Below are 18580 nucleotides of genomic sequence, written 5' to 3' on the forward strand. Positions count from 1 at the left end.
CAGGCCCGCCCCAAGGCGTTTTGTTGCTTTAGAGGGCTTGTTTTTGATATGATCAGTATTATATGACTTAACGGAGAAATATGTGGAGGTGGATCATATGTCACGAATTTCAATAGAAGAAGTAAAGCACGTTGCGCATCTTGCGAGACTTGCGATTACTGAAGAAGAAGCAAAAATGTTCACTAAACAGCTTGACAGCATCATTTCATTTGCCGAGGAGCTGAATGAAGTCAACACAGACCATGTTGAGCCTACAACTCACGTGCTGAAAATGAAAAATGTCATGAGAGAAGATGAAGCGGGTAAAGGTCTTCCGGTTGAGGATGTCATGAAAAATGCGCCTGACCACAAAGACGGCTATATTCGTGTGCCATCAATTCTGGACTAAAGGAGGGACACAAGAATGTCATTATTTGATCACAAAATCACAGAATTAAAACAGCTCATACATAAAAAAGAGATTAAGATTTCTGACCTGGTCGATGAATCTTATAAACGCATTCAAGCGGTAGATGATAAGGTACAAGCCTTTTTGGCATTAGATGAAGAAAAAGCGCGCGCGTATGCGAAAGAACTCGATGAGGCGGTTGACAACCGTTCTGAGCATGGTCTTCTCTTTGGTATGCCGATCGGCGTAAAAGATAATATCGTAACAAAAGGGCTGCGCACAACTTGCTCCAGCAAAATTCTCGAAAACTTTGACCCGATTTACGACGCAACTGTCGTTCAGCGCCTTCAAGATGCTGAAGCGGTCACAATCGGAAAACTGAACATGGACGAATTCGCCATGGGGTCATCAACAGAAAACTCAGCTTACAAGCTGACGAAAAACCCTTGGAACTTAGATACGGTTCCCGGCGGTTCAAGCGGCGGATCTGCGGCTGCAGTTGCCGCGGGAGAAGTTCCGTTTTCTCTTGGCTCTGATACAGGCGGCTCCATCCGCCAGCCTGCCTCTTTCTGCGGCGTTGTCGGATTAAAGCCTACATACGGACGCGTGTCCCGTTACGGATTGGTTGCATTTGCGTCTTCATTAGACCAAATCGGGCCGATTACACGTACGGTTGAGGACAACGCATTCTTGCTGCAAGCCATTTCAGGTGTTGATAAAATGGACTCTACAAGCGCAAATGTAGACGTTCCGGATTTTCTTTCTTCATTAACTGGCGATATCAAAGGATTGAAAATCGCGGTTCCGAAAGAATATCTTGGCGAAGGCGTCGGCAAAGAAGCGAGAGAATCTGTTCTTGCAGCGCTCAAAGTTCTAGAAGGCCTTGGCGCTACATGGGAAGAAGTATCTCTTCCGCACAGTAAATACGCGCTTGCGACGTATTACCTGCTGTCATCTTCTGAAGCGTCTGCCAACCTTGCACGTTTTGACGGCATCCGCTACGGATACCGCACGGACAATGCGGAAAACCTGATCGACCTTTACAAGCAAACGCGCGCTGAAGGCTTTGGAAATGAAGTGAAACGCCGTATCATGCTTGGAACATTTGCTTTAAGCTCAGGTTACTATGATGCGTACTACAAAAAGGCGCAAAAAGTGCGTACTTTGATTAAGAAAGACTTCGAAGACGTATTTGAGAAATATGATGTCATTGTTGGACCAACTACACCGACACCTGCGTTTAAAATCGGTGAAAACACGAAAGACCCGCTCACAATGTACGCAAACGATATCTTAACGATTCCGGTCAACCTTGCCGGCGTTCCGGGAATCAGCGTGCCATGCGGATTTGCTGACGGACTTCCGCTCGGCCTGCAAATCATCGGAAAACACTTTGACGAGAGTACTGTATACCGCGTCGCTCATGCATTCGAACAAGCGACAGACCATCATAAAGCAAAACCTGAACTGTAAGGGGTGAAATGAATTGAACTTTGAAACGGTAATCGGACTTGAAGTCCACGTTGAATTAAAAACAAATTCAAAAATTTTCTCAAGCTCTCCGACGCCATTCGGCGCGGAGGCGAATACACAGACAAGCGTCATCGACCTCGGGTATCCGGGTGTCCTGCCTGTACTAAACAAAGAAGCCGTGGAATTCGCAATGAAAGCGGCTATGGCGCTGAACTGTGAAATCGCGACGGATACAAAGTTTGACCGCAAAAACTATTTCTATCCGGACAACCCGAAAGCGTATCAGATTTCTCAATTTGATAAGCCGATCGGCGAAAACGGCTGGATCGAAATTGAAGTCGGCGGAAAAACGAAACGTATCGGCATCACACGCCTTCACCTTGAAGAAGATGCCGGAAAACTGACGCATACAGGCGACGGCTATTCTCTTGTTGACTTCAACCGCCAGGGAACGCCGCTTGTCGAGATCGTATCTGAGCCGGATATCCGCACGCCGGAAGAAGCATATGCGTATCTTGAAAAGCTGAAGTCCATCATCCAATATACAGGCGTGTCTGACTGTAAAATGGAAGAAGGTTCACTCCGCTGTGACGCCAATATCTCTCTTCGTCCGACCGGCCAAGAGGAATTCGGCACAAAAACGGAATTGAAAAACTTGAACTCCTTTGCGTTTGTTCAAAAAGGCCTTGAGCATGAAGAAAAACGCCAGGAGCAGGTTCTTCTGTCCGGCGGTGTGATCCAGCAGGAAACTCGCCGTTACGATGAAGCAACGAAGAAAACCATTCTTATGCGTGTCAAAGAGGGTTCTGACGATTATCGTTATTTCCCTGAGCCTGACCTTGTCGAGCTTTACATTGACGATGAATGGAAGCAGCGCGTAAAAGCAAGCATTCCTGAGCTTCCGGATGAACGCCGCAAGCGTTATATCGATGAGCTTGGCTTGCCTGCATATGATGCGATGGTTCTGACACTGACAAAAGAAATGGCAGACTTCTTCGAAGAAACAGTTCAAAAAGGCGCTGAAGCAAAACAAGCATCAAACTGGCTCATGGGTGAAGTGTCAGCTTATCTGAACGCTGAGCAAAAAGAGCTTTCTGATGTTGCGCTGACACCGGAAGGCCTTGCCGGCATGATTCAATTGATTGAAAAAGGAACAATTTCTTCTAAAATCGCGAAGAAAGTGTTCAAGGAATTAATTGAAAAAGGCGGCGACGCTGAGAAGATTGTGAAAGAAAAAGGCCTTGTGCAGATTTCTGATGAAGGCGTGCTTCTGAAGCTTGTCACAGAGGCGCTTGACAACAATCCTCAGTCGATTGAAGACTTTAAAAACGGGAAAGACCGCGCGATCGGCTTCCTTGTCGGACAAATTATGAAAGCGTCCAAAGGACAAGCCAACCCGCCGATGGTTAACAAAATCCTGCTTGAAGAAATCAAAAAACGCTAATGAAAAAGCAGCTCTCCTCATTGCAGAGGGAGCTGCTTTTTTATGATCAAATAGAAATAAAGATAGAGATCAAAGCGCGAAGCTTTTCAACTTCTTCAAAATCACTTCCGGTCAAATTTGACAGCAGGCCTTTAATAATCGGCTTGCGCGGCTTTTCCTGTGACAGCTCTTCCTCGATCACATCGAGCGAAACGATGATGTCCTCAGGCAATGCGCTGTTTTCTTTCACTTTTTGAATGTCCTGAAGGATCTGGCCTTTATCCGCCGGCACCAGGCTGTAAATGTCTTTTGGCATGAGTGGATTCAGGCTGGAACGGCTTAGCCCCTGTACAAGATCATCCAGTCTCTCCATGATAAATTCAGATATGTTGTCTGCATCAATTTTGATTTCTTCATTAAATACCATCACATTCATATAGGAGTGCACAATGCCTCTTGCCATGATGGAGAGGTCTGAGAGGTAGTTCTCAGTTTCCTTGCCATAAGTCGCAAGCAAAGCGTTCCGATACAGTTTATCTGTCTCGGCTGTGACTTTGTAAAAGTATTGCTTTACTTCTTGGTTTTCCGGAATGATATTTTCAGTAAGCAACAGAACAATAAAATCCTTATGATCGCGAAAATCCTCAAACTGGGCGCTGATTTGTTTTTTCAGCACATCTTTAGGCGGCTGTCCGGCGAGATCCTCTTCTATTTGTTTCATTTTTTTCATAGACATGCCGATGTAATATTCACAGGCAGACAATAGCAGCGCTTCTTTTGATTTGAAATGCAGATAAAAAGCGCCTTTTGAGATGCCGCATTCACTGGCGATTTCCTGGATGGTCGTCGAAGCGTATCCTTTTTTCGCAAATAAACGAATGCTTGTTTTTATGATTCTCTCTTTTTTCTCATTCATGACGTGCTTCCCCTTAATCCTTGAAAAATTTAGAAAAATTTTCTGGTATATGAGTTGACGATGTTGCGTTATACCGTTTAGTATTATATAGAATGACCAGTCAGTCAATAAAAACACAATGGAGGATATGATGAATCACGTTATTAATTTCGTTCTGAAAAACAAATTCGCCGTATGGCTGATGACGATTATTGTAACGGCAGCCGGCTTGTACGCGGGTATGAATATGAAGCAAGAATCCATTCCTGATGTAAACATGCCTTACCTGACAATCAGCACGACATATCCGGGAGCGACGCCTAGCCAAGTCGCTGATGAAGTAACGAAACCGGTTGAACAAGCGGTGCAGAACCTGGACGGCGTGAGCGTAGTTACGTCCACGTCCTATGAAAACGCATCGTCGGTTATGATTGAATATGATTATGAGAAAGATATGGACAAAGCGAAAACAGAAGCGGCTGAAGCATTAGAAAACGTCAGCCTGCCTGATGACGCGAAAGATCCTGAAATTTCCCGCTACAGCATGAATTCCTTCCCGATTCTGACGCTCAGCGTATCCAGCGATAAAGATAATCTTCAAGAGCTGACGAAAAAAGTGGAAGATAGCCTCGTACCGAAGCTTGAAGGAACAGAAGGAGTAGCTTCTGTCCAAGTATCAGGCCAGCAGGTTGAAGAGGTTGAATTCTCTTTCAAAGAAGACAAAATGAAGGAATACAACCTTGATGAAGATACAGTCAAACAAGTGATTCAAGGTTCAGATGTGACAACTCCGCTTGGATTGTACACATTCGGCAAAGAAGAGAAATCAGTCGTTGTCAGCGGCGATATTGAAACCATTAAAGATTTGAAGAATATGAGAATTCCAACGGCATCTGCTTCTAGTGCAGGCAGCAGCGCCGCAGCAGCACAAAGCGCACAAGCGGCTCAAAGCGCGCAGGCGGGAGCACAGACGCAGCAAAGTGTTAGCACAGACGTGCCGACGGTCAAGCTATCTGACATTGCAACGATTAAAGATGTCAAAAAAGCTGAATCAATTTCCCGCACAAATGGAAAAGACAGCATCGGCATCAACATCATCAAAGCAAACGATGCCAACACGGTAGAGGTTGCCGACAGTGTCAAAGATGAGCTGAAGCAATACAAAGAAGACCATAAAGGCTTCGAATACAGCGCTACCCTTGACATGGCAGAACCGATTACAGAATCAGTTGACACAATGTTAAGCAAAGCCATTTTCGGCGCTATCTTTGCGATTGTGATTATTCTCTTATTCTTAAGAGATATTAAATCAACATTAATTTCGATTATCTCCATTCCGTTATCATTGCTGATCGCACTGCTTGTGCTGCAGCAGCTTGATATTACATTAAATATCATGACGCTCGGTGCAATGACCGTTGCTATCGGACGGGTTGTCGATGACTCCATCGTTGTTATCGAAAACATTTACCGCCGCATGAGGCTGAAAGATGAACCGCTGCGCGGAAAAGCTCTGGTCCGTGAAGCAACGAAGGAAATGTTTAAACCGATCATGTCATCCACTATCGTGACGATCGCGGTATTCCTGCCGCTCGCACTGGTAGGCGGACAAATTGGCGAATTGTTTATTCCTTTCGCCTTAACAATTGTATTTGCGCTTGCCGCATCCCTGTTGATTTCGATCACGCTCGTGCCAATGCTCGCGCACAGCCTGTTCAAAAAATCATTAACGGGAGCGCCGGTAAAAGCGAAAGAACACAAACCTGGCAGACTCGCAAACATCTATAAAAAAGTATTGAACTGGGCGCTGAGCCACAAATGGATCACGTCTATCATCGCCGTTCTGATGCTGCTCGGAAGCTTGTTCCTTGTACCGTTAATCGGTGCCAGCTACCTTCCGTCAGAGGAAGAAAAAACGATGCAGATCACATACAGCCCTGAACCGGGTGAAACGAAAAAAGAAGCGGAAGATGAAGCTGAAAAAGCAGAAAAAATCCTGCTTGACCGCAAGCATGTCGATACGGTTCAGTATTCATTAGGCTCTGGCAGCCCGCTTGCCGGAGGAGATTCAAACGGCGCATTGTTCTATATCAAATATGACAGCGACACGCCGAATTTTGATAAAGAAAAAGACAACGTGCTGAAAGAAATCAAAAAGCAGTCTGACCGCGGAGAATGGAAGTCACAGGACTTCAGCTCTTCAGGCAATAACAATGAATTGACATACTATGTGTATGGCGACTCAGAAAATGACATTAAAGACACTGTCAAAGACATTGAGAAGGTCATGAAGGATGAAAAGGATCTGAAGAACGTAAACTCAGGCCTTTCCAGCACATATGATGAGTATACATTTGTCGCTGACCAAGAAAAGCTGAGCAAACTCGGTTTAACAGCTTCTCAAATTTCTAAGGCCTTAATGTCAGAGACAGCACAGGACCCGCTCACAGCCGTGAAAAAAGACGGCAAAGAGCTTGATGTGAACATTAAAACCGAAAAAGACGAGTATAAGAGTGTCAAAGATTTAGAGAACAAAAAGATCACATCAGCCACTGGCAAAGAAGTCAAAATTGGTGATGTGGCAAAAGTAAAAGAAGGCACAACATCTGATACGGTGTCTAAACGTGACGGAAAAGTGTATGCTGATGTCACTGGTGAGGTTGCATCAGATAACGTGACAGCTGTATCAGTTGATGTACAGAAGAAAATTGATAAGCTTGACATGCCTGACAACGTAACAATCGATACAGGCGGTGTTTCCGCAGATATCGCGGATTCCTTTACGAAGCTTGGATTAGCGATGCTAGCAGCGATTGCGATCGTCTACCTTGTGCTTGTGATTACATTCGGCGGAGCATTAGCGCCATTTGCGATTCTGTTCTCACTGCCGTTTACAATCATCGGTGCCCTGGTCGGACTTTACGTATCAGGTGAGACAATCAGTCTGAACGCGATGATCGGTATGCTGATGCTGATCGGTATCGTTGTTACAAACGCCATTGTCTTAATTGACCGCGTGATTCATAAGGAAGCGGAAGGACTGTCTACGAGAGAAGCGCTCTTAGAAGCCGGCTCCACACGACTCCGTCCGATCCTGATGACAGCCATCGCGACAATCGGCGCCTTGATTCCATTAGCTCTCGGCTTCGAAGGCGGAAGCCAGGTCATTTCAAAAGGACTCGGCGTAACGGTTATCGGCGGTTTAATCAGTTCGACGCTTCTGACGCTCTTGATCGTGCCAATCGTATACGAAGTATTGGCGAAGTTCCGCAAGAAAAAACCGGGAACGGAAGAAGAGTAAAAATGACAAAAAGCCTCAGCTATGCTGGGGCTTTTGTGCGTTTCCGTCTGTAAGATTATGTACATTTTGTTGCGATTTTTTTAACTCATAGTATAATTAAAGGTTGTTAGTGTAAAAATGGATCGGATACTCTTAAGTAGGATGATGAGATAATGAAACGTGCACGCATAATATACAATCCGACTTCGGGACGGGAGGTCTTTAAAAAGCATCTTGCCCAGGTCCTGCAAAAATTTGAACAAGCCGGCTATGAAACCTCCACCCATGCCACAACATGCGCGGGAGACGCAACGCACGCTGCCAAGGAAGCGGCATTGCGTGAGTTTGACCTGATCATTGCGGCAGGCGGAGACGGAACGATCAACGAGGTCGTTAACGGGCTTGCCCCATTAGACAATCGTCCGACACTCGGCGTGATTCCTGTCGGCACAACAAATGACTTCGCCAGAGCGCTCGGCATTCCGCGAGAGGATATTTTAAAAGCGGCGGATACGGTGATTAACGGCGTTGCCCGCCCGATCGACATCGGACAGGTCAACGGCCAGTATTTTATCAATATCGCCGGCGGAGGCCGCCTGACGGAGCTGACGTACGACGTCCCAAGCAAACTCAAAACCATGCTCGGCCAGCTTGCTTATTATTTAAAGGGTATGGAAATGCTGCCTTCACTTCGTCCGACAGAAGTCGAGATTGAATATGACGGCAAGCTGTTTCAAGGTGAAATCATGCTGTTTTTGGTCACGCTGACAAATTCCGTCGGCGGGTTCGAAAAACTAGCGCCGGATTCCAGCCTGAATGACGGCATGTTTGATTTGATGATATTAAAGAAAGCAAACCTTGCTGAATTTATCAGAGTCGCATCGATGGCGCTCCGCGGCGAACACATCAACGACCAGCACATTATTTATACAAAAGCGAACCGCGTGAAAGTCAATGTATCAGAAAAGATGCAGCTGAACCTGGACGGCGAGTACGGCGGCATGCTGCCGGGCGAATTCGTGAATCTGTATCGACACATTCACGTTGTCATGCCGAAGGAGAAAGCGGAACAGCTGGATGACTAAAAACTTGGCTTTAATGAGCCAAGTTTTTCTTTCGCTTAAAACAAGAGGTGAACATACATGAAAATGAAACCCCCAGTAGAAAAAAACGAATACTACGACGTGACATTTGAGGATTTGACTCACGAAGGAGCGGGCGTCGCAAAGGTGCAGGGCTTCCCGATCTTCGTGCCGAACGCTCTGCCGGAAGAAAAAGCCCAAATCAAAGTCACACGTGTCAAAAAAGGCTTTGCTTTTGGCCGTCTGATTGAGCTGAAAGAAGAAAGCCCGCACAGAACGGACGCCCCATGCCCAATTTACAAGCAATGCGGCGGCTGCCAGCTTCAGCACATGACCTACGAAGGCCAGCTCTTGTTTAAACAGAAACAAGTCAAAGACGTCTTAGAACGGATCGGCAAGCTGGACCTGTCCAACGTCACTGTGCACCCGACACTCGGCATGCAAGACCCTTGGAACTACCGGAACAAAGCACAGGTGCCGGTAGGAGAACGGGAAGGCGGACTCGTCGCCGGATTCTATCAGCAAAGAAGCCATGACATCATCGACATGAGCGCCTGCCTGATCCAGCAATCTAAAAACGACGAAGCCGTCCAAGCCGTCAAAGACATTTGTGCCACATACGGTGTCAAAGCCTACAACGAAGAACGCCACAAAGGCTGGCTCCGCCACATCATGGTCAGATACGGCGTCGTTACAGGTGAAATGATGATCGTCTTCATCACAAGAACAAACGACTTCCCGCACAAAGCGAAGATCATTGAAGACATCACAGCGCAATTCCCGCACGTCAAATCCATCGTGCAAAACATCAACCCAAACAAAACAAACGTCATCTTTGGGAACGAAACAAATGTCATCTGGGGCGAAGAATACATCTACGACCTCATCGGAGACGTCAAATTTGCCATCTCCGCCAGATCGTTTTATCAGGTTAACCCGGAGCAAACAAAAGTGCTCTACGACAAAGCGCTGGAGAACGCGAAGCTTCAAGGGGAAGAAACCGTCATCGACGCCTACTGCGGCATCGGTACAATTTCTCTATTTCTGGCGAAGCAGGCGAAAAAAGTGTACGGTGTAGAGATTGTGCCGGAAGCGATTGAGGATGCGAAGCGAAACGCAGAATTAAACGGCATCACAAACGCAGAGTTCGCGGTCGGAGAAGCGGAAACCGTGATACCAAAATGGTATGAAGAAGGAATCATGGCCGATACGCTAGTCGTCGACCCGCCGAGAAAAGGCTGCGACGAAGCGCTCCTGCGGACGATTGTGGAGATGAAACCGAAGCGGGTGGTGTATGTGTCCTGTAATCCTGGCACGCTTGCGAGGGATTTGCGGGTGCTTGAGGATGGCGGGTATGCGACGCGAGAAGTGCAGCCTGTGGATATGTTTCCGCATACGAATCATGTGGAGTGCATTTCACAGTTAGTTTTAAAAAATGATTGAGGGGTTATAGCCCCTCAACCTGTGAAAACTTGTAAAAAATTTTAACATCCTGTTTATTCGTTACTTCAATTTTATCAACGAAACTTGATAAAATTTCAGATGTTAAGGTATTGAAGTTTAAAAAGCTCTTAAGTTGTCTTGTGATGGTAGAATTTTTACTATTAGTATCATTTTCTGCCATCTCTTTTTCTATTTCTGATCGGTCTAATTTTAATTGTTGAAGCTGATCTTGGACAATACCTATAAAATCATCATAGTCTTGTTTGGAAATGTCTTCACTAATAAACTTTTGTAAAGCGTTTCTCTTTAATCCATCTGTCTGTTAATTCGTTTATCAATTGCTTCTAGCCGTGACTCATTCTTTTTAGCAGAAGCTTTCACCTTTTTTTCAATACTGCTTTCTAGATCCGGTTGATCTAATTTGTTCGCCATTTTTTTGAGATCATCAAGAATGATGTCAACCAGTAATTGTTCTTTAATAGCATGATTAGAACAAGCTTTATTTCCATGCTTTGCGTAAGTTCCACATATATATCCTTTTCGGTTCGATCGATACCATATCCCATTACCACACTCTGAACAATATGCAATATTGGTGAAAAGGTGTTTTTTATCTCTAGTCCCACCTCTACCTCTTTTCGCCTTTTGTTCAAGTAAGCCTTGCACTTGCACAAATAAATCTCTTGAAATAATAGCTTCATGAGTGTCTGGAATAATGATCCATTCTATTTGTTCGTTTATCTTACGCACCTTGTTTGTTGCGTTTGTAGTTGTCTCTCTACCTTGTTCAAGATCGCTAACATAGTGGGGGTTCAGTAAAATTTTCTTTACTGTAGAACCTTGCCAATATAAGCCTGCATTAGCCTTATTAATAACTTGTGAAGGTGTAGGAATATCTTTATTGGTGAGATACCTTGCTATTTTCCATGTCCCCAACCTTCTAGATACTTTTTAAAGATGTCCCTTACAACTTCTACTGTGTAATCATCTCTAATTAGTAGCTTTCCCTAATGCAGGTTATAACGATAAGGAGGAATACTCCTCATAAATTCCCTAATTTTGGATTTCATTTGATAAAACAGATTTAATACTATCACTTATTCTCTGACTTTCACTTTCATAAATCCAAGCATAAAGACCGAACATAGCTTGTTTTGAAAAGTCCTGTGTATCAACTTTCCCGTCTTAAGTAATTAAGCGAACTCCTTTTGTCTCTGCAACACGCTTTAATTGATAAAGTAGTTCTACATTACGACCTAATCTGCTTAATTCCTTTGCAACAATTAAATCAAACTGCTTACTCTCGGCGTCTTTTATAAGCTTTTTTAAACCCTCGCGATTATCTGTAGTCCCAGTTTGAATATCTGTATAAAAATCATATAGGTCAAAATTATTTTCGGACATGTAGTTTAAAATCATTAGCTTTTGGTTTTCTGGAGACTCTTTTTGACCTACGTTGTTAGTTGAAACTCGTATATACCCTGCTACTTTCATTTTTGTCGCCCTCCATAATTAATGGCGACTATATCTACTTGTTTCTCATTTTATTCGGCCTTAATGATCTTTTCAATTTCTTTTTCTATTTCTATTTGAAGTGAAAGTAATGTCATAAATTCAGTTGTACCGCCAAAAATTCGTTGTATTTTCATAGTTATCCCTCCAACCTAGCAGTCGCTCCATGTACAGGGATAGTTGCGATATTTTTTTTATATTCAACGGAGAAGAACAGGTATATGGTACGATATGGTTATCAAGTGGGAACTAAAGGTAGTGAAAAGCGATGGATAAGGTTATAGAAAAGATCCTGGATTTTAGAGAAGCCCGCAACTGGGGGCAGTTTCATAATATTAAAGACTTAGCTATTTCTTTGAACCTAGAAGCAAGTGAGCTATTAGAGAATTTTCAATGGAAAACCAGTGAGGAGGGTCTAAGGCTAAATAAAGAAAATATATAAGAAGAATTAGCAGATGTTTTAATAGCATCCTTATAGCTGATCAGTTGAATGTGGAGGAAATAATACTAGATAATTTTAAGAAGAACGAAGTTAAATAGCCCATCGGGAAATCATATGGTTCCAATAAAAAGTATTCAGAACTTAGGGAGGGATAAATGCTATGGGTTTATTTTACTTTACGGCCAGCGATCCAGGAGCTCAAAGACACTTAGAAGATACAATTAAAAATTCTTTTTACATTGGAAAGCATCATTCTTTACTAAAGAAACCTGAGCGTCAAATGCTTTTAAGTAATGGAGCGGCAGATGAGGTTAGAATGGGGGGAGCAACACCTGGAGAAAGGAATATTTCCACATGGGAAAGATTAAAACCTGGTGACTATATATTAGGTTACCATAATAAGAATTATTATTATTTTGGCCAAGTCTTTGGCAAGATACATAATGATTTAATTGCAAAAGAAGCTTGGGGTACCAATAAAAGCGGGGAGACATGGGAATATATCTTTTTTATAAGAGATTTAAAAGAAATAAAAGTTGGTATGCAGGACCTTGCATTATTTTTTGGATATAAAAGCACCTTTTTCCCTCAGGGCTTTATACTACATTGAAGATAAAAGACTAAATAATGTGCTTAATGAATTTGGTACAATTGAGTCTACTATTAATTTCTTAAACAATAAAAACTTAAAACATACAAATGATCAATTTGCGGCTGCATTATTTACGCAAGGCGAAAGGGAAATAGAGAATTCTTTCGAAAGTATGGATGATGCTCAATTCTCTACCTACATCAATTCTCTAGATAGTTCCGCATCTATTGAAGTTAAAGAAGGGCTAAAGAAGTTCAAAAAATATAATAAAAATATAATTAATGATTTAAAGGCAAAGTCAATTGCAAATGCAAAATCTGGTAATGCAAGTTTGGAGGTTTATGGGGTTTCCGTTGTTGAGGAACACCATATAGAAGAGTTTTCCATTACACAAAATAACTCACCCGCTATTATCATGATCCTTAGTCCAACACATCATCGCATTATTCATAAAGCTAAAGGGATTTATGACCGAAAAAGCAACGTTATTAAATATCAGAACGGTAAAGTGGACAAGTTAATGTATAATAGCCACTTGTGAAAAAAGTCTCCAAAATAGGAGACTTTCTTTGGTATGGCTTAATAAGCCATAAATTGTTGTGGAATAAGGTTTTTATTAATCGCAATATCCCCTTTAAGCAAGTAATAATACCCTGATTTTGAAATTGGTTTGAAATTATAAACTCGATGTAATTCATAACTGTCAGAATTAGCCCTTGAAAATGCCAACTCGTTGGCGGTTACAATGAAAGGTGTGTTTATACCACCAACTGTTGTTTTAACTTCAATGAATTTTGGCTTACCATCTAAAAAGTAAGACTGTATATCAAAACCTGCGCCATCTCCTTCAACTAATGAAGTATGCAGAACTTTTTCGGCTAAATCCTTACGACCATTTTCTATTAGGAATTGCTTTTCATTTTCCAAAATTAATAATTCCCCTGAAAGTCCAATGGATTTTTTTATTGTTTCATTTTCAGAAAAGTTAATATGCCTGGCTTGAAAACTTGGGGAACTTACATTACGGTCATTCTTGCTGTATGGCGGATCAGCCAGTACTAGATTGATATTGGATTTGTTACTATTTAACATTCGGTCATTCTCGGTTGGTGTTATAGCTAGATCCATTCTACGTAAAGTTTCTTCGTTGATGTGCCAATCAAGAATTTGCCAAGTAAAATGAACAGGCCGTTCTTTTGTATCATCATGTGTTATATATGCAAGCTGCCCCAGGTAAGTATAGGGCTCAGCTTTTTTTGTGATAGGGTTCAAGCTCCGGGTCCGTAAAAACAAATAAATGTTATTGGTAACATGATCGTGGGTAATAAAGTTTAAAATATTTTGGTCGTTTAATCTTTGACTCGGCTGCGACTGCCAAGTTAAAATTCCTTCCTCGGTAATTTCCTCTTTAAACTGATGCTCACCCTGCTTTCTGCCAAAAGTAACAAAGAAAACATAGTCTTTATTTCGGTTTGGAATTTTAACTATTCCCTGGCCGCCCCATTTCCCTGTGCCAGGATGAAAAGAAGAAAAGGGGTCGAAAATGTCATGCACCATTTTCCTGTCATAAGTTTCATATAATTGTAAAGGTTTAACTATTATTGCCTCCTTAAATTTCTTTTAGTTTAAGTATAAAAGGTTTTCACACAAAAAAGAATTTTTTAATTTATGAGTTTACAACTATTAAAAAAGGTGGTAAATTATTCTTAGCGAGTCCGACACAGGTCTCATAGCACCCCATTGGGGCTATGGGTCAAAAACGGATAAGGATGAGAGCTAACCACAACTAAACTACTTTCATTTATATATACATCATAGAATAATAGCTAAGGTAAAGCTACCATACTACCTTTTTGCCCATATAACGCTATGTGATCTGCGTAAATAAGCAGGTCTATTTGTGTTGTATGGGCACTTTGTATTGGCTCGCATACCATTACAAAGGAGAAGTGAAGTAATTGAGTAAAGAAAAAGAAAAAGTTATCGCAGGACAGATTGAATTACCTATTGAACAGTATGGTCAACAGAAACTTTTTACGGATGATGTTGTACCGCTATTAGAGGAAAAAGGAGCATCACTAGTAAAAGCAGGAACCATGTATGAGTCGCTGCGTTATGCGGAATATGAGATTTCAAGTGGGCTTGGCGAGATAATTGATAATGCAGTTGAAGCTGAGGCGAATAACATTCATATATTGACGAAGACAATTAACTCAAAAGGTAAAAATAGCAAAAAAGCTAAAGAAGTCATGGACGAAATTGCTGTAATTGATAACGGTAAAGGAATGGATTACAACGTAATTAGTCGTGCACTGATCCTAGGTGACAGTCCACGCCCTCGTAAAAAAGGAGGGTTGGGTATTGGCCGATTTGGTGTTGGCTTAACCCTGGGCGGTATCTCACTTGCAAGGCGTCTAGAATTATACTCCCGTGATAAGAAAGATGGTGCATTCTATCATACCTACTTAGACTTGGATGTGATCAAAGATCCAGCGAAGGCATATATTCCATTTCCGGTTTATAAGGAGCCGCCCGCGGAATACAGTAAATTTCTCGAAAATAGTACCGGCACAATTATTATTTTAAAAGATTGTGACCGATTGCAATACGATCAGATTAATGAAAAAGCTTTAGCAGCTGATCAACAAATTAAGGGTTTATCCAGCTACATTGGTAGAACTTTTAGAAAGTTTATTTATGGTGGTATTAACATCACCATCAATGAGGAAAAGGTTTATCTTCATGATCCTTTATATCGATTAGGGCCAACACGATTTGAAGTGGATCCAAAGAGCCTAGAGGACCCTAAAACGAAAATGAAAGCAAGGCTTTGGGGTAAAACTGTTAAAATTCCTATTGAGGTACAGGGCAAACCTGGTGAGTTCGCTGATGTTGAAATAACAATGACCCTATTGCCAAAAGAATGGCGTATAAAAGACCAGTCTGGTGGCGGTAAATTTGCTACAGACCGAAAAATTCATGAGAATGAAGGAGTCTCTATTCTTAGAGCAAATCGAGAAGTTTTATATGGCCATGTACCTTATATTATTGGAAAAAGAGGTCAGGCTAGGTCTCTCGATATCGATAGATGGTGGGGATGTGAGATATCCTTCCCGCCGGAACTTGATAACTATTTTCATGTCCGTTATATAAAACGTGGTGCAGAGCCAGTAACTGCGCTACGTGACAAAATCAGAGATATTATTTCTGAGGCTGTCAAATCATTAAGAGAAGAGATTCAGCGTGATCGCCGTGAACATAAACGTCTAGAAGCGAAAAAGTCAGGCATTTTTGCTGGGGCTGAAGATGCAATGGCTGAGGCGGACAAGATTATGGCCAAAGGAAAAAGAGGATCAGATGTCTCACAAGAGACTGCCAATAAAGAATTTGATAAGTTGGCAGCTTCAGCATCCAAAACGGGGGTCGAAGACAAAACTGTTGAGGAACGAAGAAAGGAGTTAGAGGAAAAGCCGTACAGTATTGTACCTGTAGAGTATCCTGAGTCCATTTTCTTTGAAACTAAGCATCTATTAGGACATATTGTTGTCAACTTAAATATTAATCACCCATTCTACAAGGAAATTTTTGAGCCTTTATGTGGAAGCATAGAGACAATGGATGAGGAGTCTGATATTTACGAAGGAACGAAAACTGTTGAACAACAAAAGATACGCCGCGCCTTTATGCTTTTATTGTTGAGCTATGCTAAGTCCGAGTCCTTCTTTGATAATAATGATATAGTGCTTAGCCAGTTACGCTCCCAATGGGGTCTAGCACTGGGAGTAGCAATAAATAGCCTTGCAGAGAAGGAACAGCTGTAATATGTTCGCTTTAACAAGGAAGTTCACACCTGAAATTGTTAAAGAGTGTTTTAAGTCAACCCAATAGAACTGGCGTTTACGTTCTGGGTAATGATTTAAATGGATTTAAAGTTGGATACGTAGGACGTTCTGACCGTTTTGTCTACGAACAAGACTAATTAGTCATAACCACCTTTACAATTACGATTACTTTATTTTTAAGTACACTCACAATATTAAGGATGCTTTCCTCCATGAATGTCAATATTGGCATGTAAGTCAGGATGAACATCTTGCTAATGTAATACATCCTGCTTCCCCTAAGAATAGTGGATTTGCTAATGATATAACAAGGATGTTTGCTGGTTAATATTTAAAAAGGGTAAGTGCAACACTTGCCCTTTCTTAAAAGTATAAAAAACTTATAGTACTAGAGGTGTAGCCAATGAGCCGCATGGATTTGATATATGATCAGTATGTTGTAAAAGAAAAGCTGAAAAACGGTACAAAGTACGAGAAGTTAGCAGCTATTGTTTACAAGGTGTTGGAGACCCAGGACGTTGTTATACATGATATGCGTCTGTCTGGGGTGGGTAAAAAAACTAAGCACCAGATCGATATCGTCATTGAGAGGGCTGGGGTAAAAAAGAGGGTTTTGATTGAGTGTAAAAATTATACCAATACTGTTGGCATTAGTATAATAAGAGATTTTCATGGTGCGGTTCATCAGATCAAGCCGGATGAAGCAATTGTGGTGACAAGTCAAGGGTATACAAGAGAAGCTGTTAATTTTGCAGATGATGAAAACATTAAACTTGCAGTATTAAGAGAATTTGAGGAAACAGATTGGGAAGGCAGAATTAAGGAAATTCATATATCAATCAAAGCTTTACTTTTTGATACCCCGCGGATATCCTTTATTTACGATGAAAACGATACTGAAAAGTTAAAAGAAGCATTAAATGGAAAAGGCACATTACAGCAAGAAGCTGATACTCGGGCTAATTATTTTTACGATGCGAAGGGAAATTCAGTTTCTACTTACGAAAGTGTCCTAAGTCCTATAATAAATGGATTACCAAGAATTGATGGACAAGAAACCACTGGACAATATATGTTTGATGAAGTGAAATATATTTATGTTAACGATACACTAATAGGAATGAAAGGATTCGCCTATTCATTCATGTGTTATAGCGTAGAAGATACGAGTGTGGTAGATGCAGGTGGTAAAATTGCATTGCTCCTATTGAAATATTTAGATGGGTCTCAGGAAAAAGTAATATTTGATCAGGATATTTCAAGATGGACTTTTGATAAAAAGGGTACAGTCAAAGAAAAATAGTTTATTTTTAAGCACCATTTAAATTGGTGCACTTGCCCTTCGCTACGCTCGGTCAAGGTGCACGGAGCAATTCGCTGCGCTCATGCTCCTTAAAAGAATGAGTGTTATAGGAAGAAGAATAAAGGGGGAGCGTTAGCGACCCCCATCCACAACGTGAGGAACGAACGGAGTGGATTATGAATGATACTCGATATTGATGACCAATCTTATACACTTTTAACTTTGCGGTCTTAATTAGATCATAAATCGTAATTTTGCTCATTTGCAAAAACTCTGCTACTTTTGCCACTGTAAACATAATAATTCTCTCCTTTTCTTTTTAAGTATTAAAGTCGATTTTTTCGACAAATTCATTATAAGAATATAAGGACTAATTCTTAACAATATAAAGTAATACAAATTTAAAAATATAAGGTCGACCATGTCATATTCGCCTTATTTAATAAATACTGAACAGGTATTGTAGATATTTCTTAGTAAAAATGAAGATCATGCAAACCTTAAAACTAATATTGAAAAAGTTTTTGAAAATTCCATCTCTCAAATAAATGTAACTGATAAGCAATTTATCAAATTCCTTTTTAAAGAAAACTTTAGTAATAATCTAATGGATGTGACAATTGAAAATCTAAACTTTTTAGACGATTTAGAGTCAGAGTCATATAGCGGGTCCTTCATAAACAAGAGCGAGATATATGAAGCTATTCTAAATTTAAATCATTTAGAGATTTTACATGTCAAATTTCAACCGTTAAGCTTTAACGCAATGGTTACTTTCAGGCACCCAAATATGATTCAATTCAATAAGTATATTAGTACAGAAATTTTATTTGAATTAATTACTTCTTTGTCAAATCAAATAAGAAAATTTGCGAAACAACGGAGATAATAAAATGAAGACACTA

Annotated in this window: 15 protein-coding genes and 2 pseudogenes; 11 read left to right on the forward strand and 6 right to left on the reverse strand. The window is 41.3% G+C overall.

Translation table 11 applies throughout. The annotated features are described in order from the left end of the window. Positions 1-97 precede the first annotated feature (97 nt). From gatC to gatB, 3 genes are read left to right on the forward strand one after another with little or no spacing between them, the layout of a single operon-like run. Positions 98-388, forward strand: coding sequence for an Asp-tRNA(Asn)/Glu-tRNA(Gln) amidotransferase subunit GatC (gatC, locus tag CJU60_RS16600; protein ID WP_095714343.1), 291 nt, complete (start codon positions 98-100; stop codon positions 386-388). A gap of 15 nt (positions 389-403) precedes the next feature. After that, positions 404-1861 (forward strand): Asp-tRNA(Asn)/Glu-tRNA(Gln) amidotransferase subunit GatA, encoded by a 1458-nt coding sequence (gene gatA / locus CJU60_RS16605; RefSeq protein ID WP_095714344.1) that lies wholly within the window; start codon positions 404-406, stop codon positions 1859-1861. Between the two features lie 13 nt (positions 1862-1874). Continuing rightward, positions 1875-3305 (forward strand): Asp-tRNA(Asn)/Glu-tRNA(Gln) amidotransferase subunit GatB, encoded by a 1431-nt coding sequence (gatB, locus tag CJU60_RS16610; RefSeq protein WP_095714345.1) that lies wholly within the window; start codon positions 1875-1877, stop codon positions 3303-3305. A 30-nt stretch (positions 3306-3335) separates the two neighbouring features. On the opposite strand, the pseudogene CJU60_RS16615 reads toward gatB, so the two are convergent. Beyond that, positions 3336-4200: pseudogene (locus tag CJU60_RS16615) on the reverse strand (TetR/AcrR family transcriptional regulator); the annotation flags it as partial. A 130-nt stretch (positions 4201-4330) separates the two neighbouring features. On the opposite strand from CJU60_RS16615, the gene srfP reads away from it, so the two are divergent. The 3 genes from srfP to rlmD all read left to right on the forward strand — a co-directional run bounded on the left by srfP (position 4331) and on the right by rlmD (position 9984). After that, positions 4331-7480 carry a surfactin resistance protein SrfP gene (gene srfP / locus CJU60_RS16620; RefSeq protein ID WP_095714347.1) on the forward strand — a complete coding sequence of 1050 codons (3150 nt, stop codon included), beginning with the start codon at positions 4331-4333 and terminating at the stop codon, positions 7478-7480. A gap of 152 nt (positions 7481-7632) precedes the next feature. Next, positions 7633-8544, forward strand: a complete 912-nt coding sequence (locus CJU60_RS16625; protein ID WP_010333270.1) for a diacylglycerol kinase — start codon at positions 7633-7635, stop codon at positions 8542-8544. A gap of 57 nt (positions 8545-8601) precedes the next feature. Next, positions 8602-9984: a 23S rRNA (uracil(1939)-C(5))-methyltransferase RlmD gene (gene rlmD, locus CJU60_RS16630; RefSeq protein ID WP_095714348.1), complete on the forward strand. Its 1383-nt coding sequence runs from the start codon at positions 8602-8604 to the stop codon at positions 9982-9984. Between the two features lie 4 nt (positions 9985-9988). Here the strand turns inward: rlmD and CJU60_RS21920 are convergent, their stop codons facing one another. The 3 genes from CJU60_RS21920 to CJU60_RS21930 form a co-directional block, all read right to left on the reverse strand. Beyond that, a complete protein-coding gene (locus CJU60_RS21920; RefSeq protein WP_255238352.1) occupies positions 9989-10165 on the reverse strand; it encodes a DUF4368 domain-containing protein in 177 nt (58 codons plus the stop codon). Between the two features lie 125 nt (positions 10166-10290). After that, a complete protein-coding gene (locus CJU60_RS21925) occupies positions 10291-10920 on the reverse strand; it encodes a recombinase family protein (protein ID WP_255238353.1) in 630 nt (209 codons plus the stop codon). A 249-nt stretch (positions 10921-11169) separates the two neighbouring features. Then, positions 11170-11478 carry a recombinase family protein gene (locus CJU60_RS21930; protein WP_255238354.1) on the reverse strand — a complete coding sequence of 103 codons (309 nt, stop codon included), beginning with the start codon at positions 11476-11478 and terminating at the stop codon, positions 11170-11172. A gap of 286 nt (positions 11479-11764) precedes the next feature. On the opposite strand from CJU60_RS21930, the pseudogene CJU60_RS16640 reads away from it, so the two are divergent. From CJU60_RS16640 to CJU60_RS16650, 3 genes and pseudogenes are all read left to right on the forward strand, one after another. After that, positions 11765-12036, forward strand: a pseudogene (locus CJU60_RS16640) (MazG-like family protein). Positions 12037-12098: 62 nt separating this feature from the next. Then, complete coding sequence (locus tag CJU60_RS16645; protein WP_095714349.1) at positions 12099-12548, forward strand: hypothetical protein; 450 nt, start codon at positions 12099-12101, stop codon at positions 12546-12548. Next, positions 12502-13071, forward strand: a complete 570-nt coding sequence (locus CJU60_RS16650) for a hypothetical protein (RefSeq protein WP_141243793.1) — start codon at positions 12502-12504, stop codon at positions 13069-13071. The genes CJU60_RS16645 and CJU60_RS16650 overlap by 47 nt, the downstream gene beginning before the upstream one ends. A 38-nt stretch (positions 13072-13109) precedes the next feature. On the opposite strand, the gene CJU60_RS16655 is transcribed toward CJU60_RS16650, so the two are convergent. Continuing rightward, positions 13110-14132, reverse strand: coding sequence for a protein NO VEIN domain-containing protein (locus tag CJU60_RS16655; RefSeq protein ID WP_369679549.1), 1023 nt, complete (start codon positions 14130-14132; stop codon positions 13110-13112). A 356-nt stretch (positions 14133-14488) separates the two neighbouring features. Here CJU60_RS16655 and CJU60_RS16660 point away from each other — a divergent pair, with 356 nt between their 5' ends. Then, positions 14489-16351 carry an ATP-binding protein gene (locus tag CJU60_RS16660; protein ID WP_095714352.1) on the forward strand — a complete coding sequence of 621 codons (1863 nt, stop codon included), beginning with the start codon at positions 14489-14491 and terminating at the stop codon, positions 16349-16351. Positions 16352-16775: 424 nt separating this feature from the next. Beyond that, positions 16776-17675 (forward strand): restriction endonuclease, encoded by a 900-nt coding sequence (locus tag CJU60_RS16665; protein WP_095714353.1) that lies wholly within the window; start codon positions 16776-16778, stop codon positions 17673-17675. Positions 17676-17727: 52 nt separating this feature from the next. Here the strand turns inward: CJU60_RS16665 and CJU60_RS22085 are convergent, their stop codons facing one another. Next, a complete protein-coding gene (locus CJU60_RS22085) occupies positions 17728-17973 on the reverse strand; it encodes a helix-turn-helix domain-containing protein (protein ID WP_095714354.1) in 246 nt (81 codons plus the stop codon). Positions 17974-18580: the final 607 nt, after the last annotated feature.

Source organism: Bacillus sp. 7705b (genome assembly GCF_002289525.1).
Taxonomy (GTDB): domain Bacteria; phylum Bacillota; class Bacilli; order Bacillales; family Bacillaceae; genus Bacillus; species Bacillus halotolerans.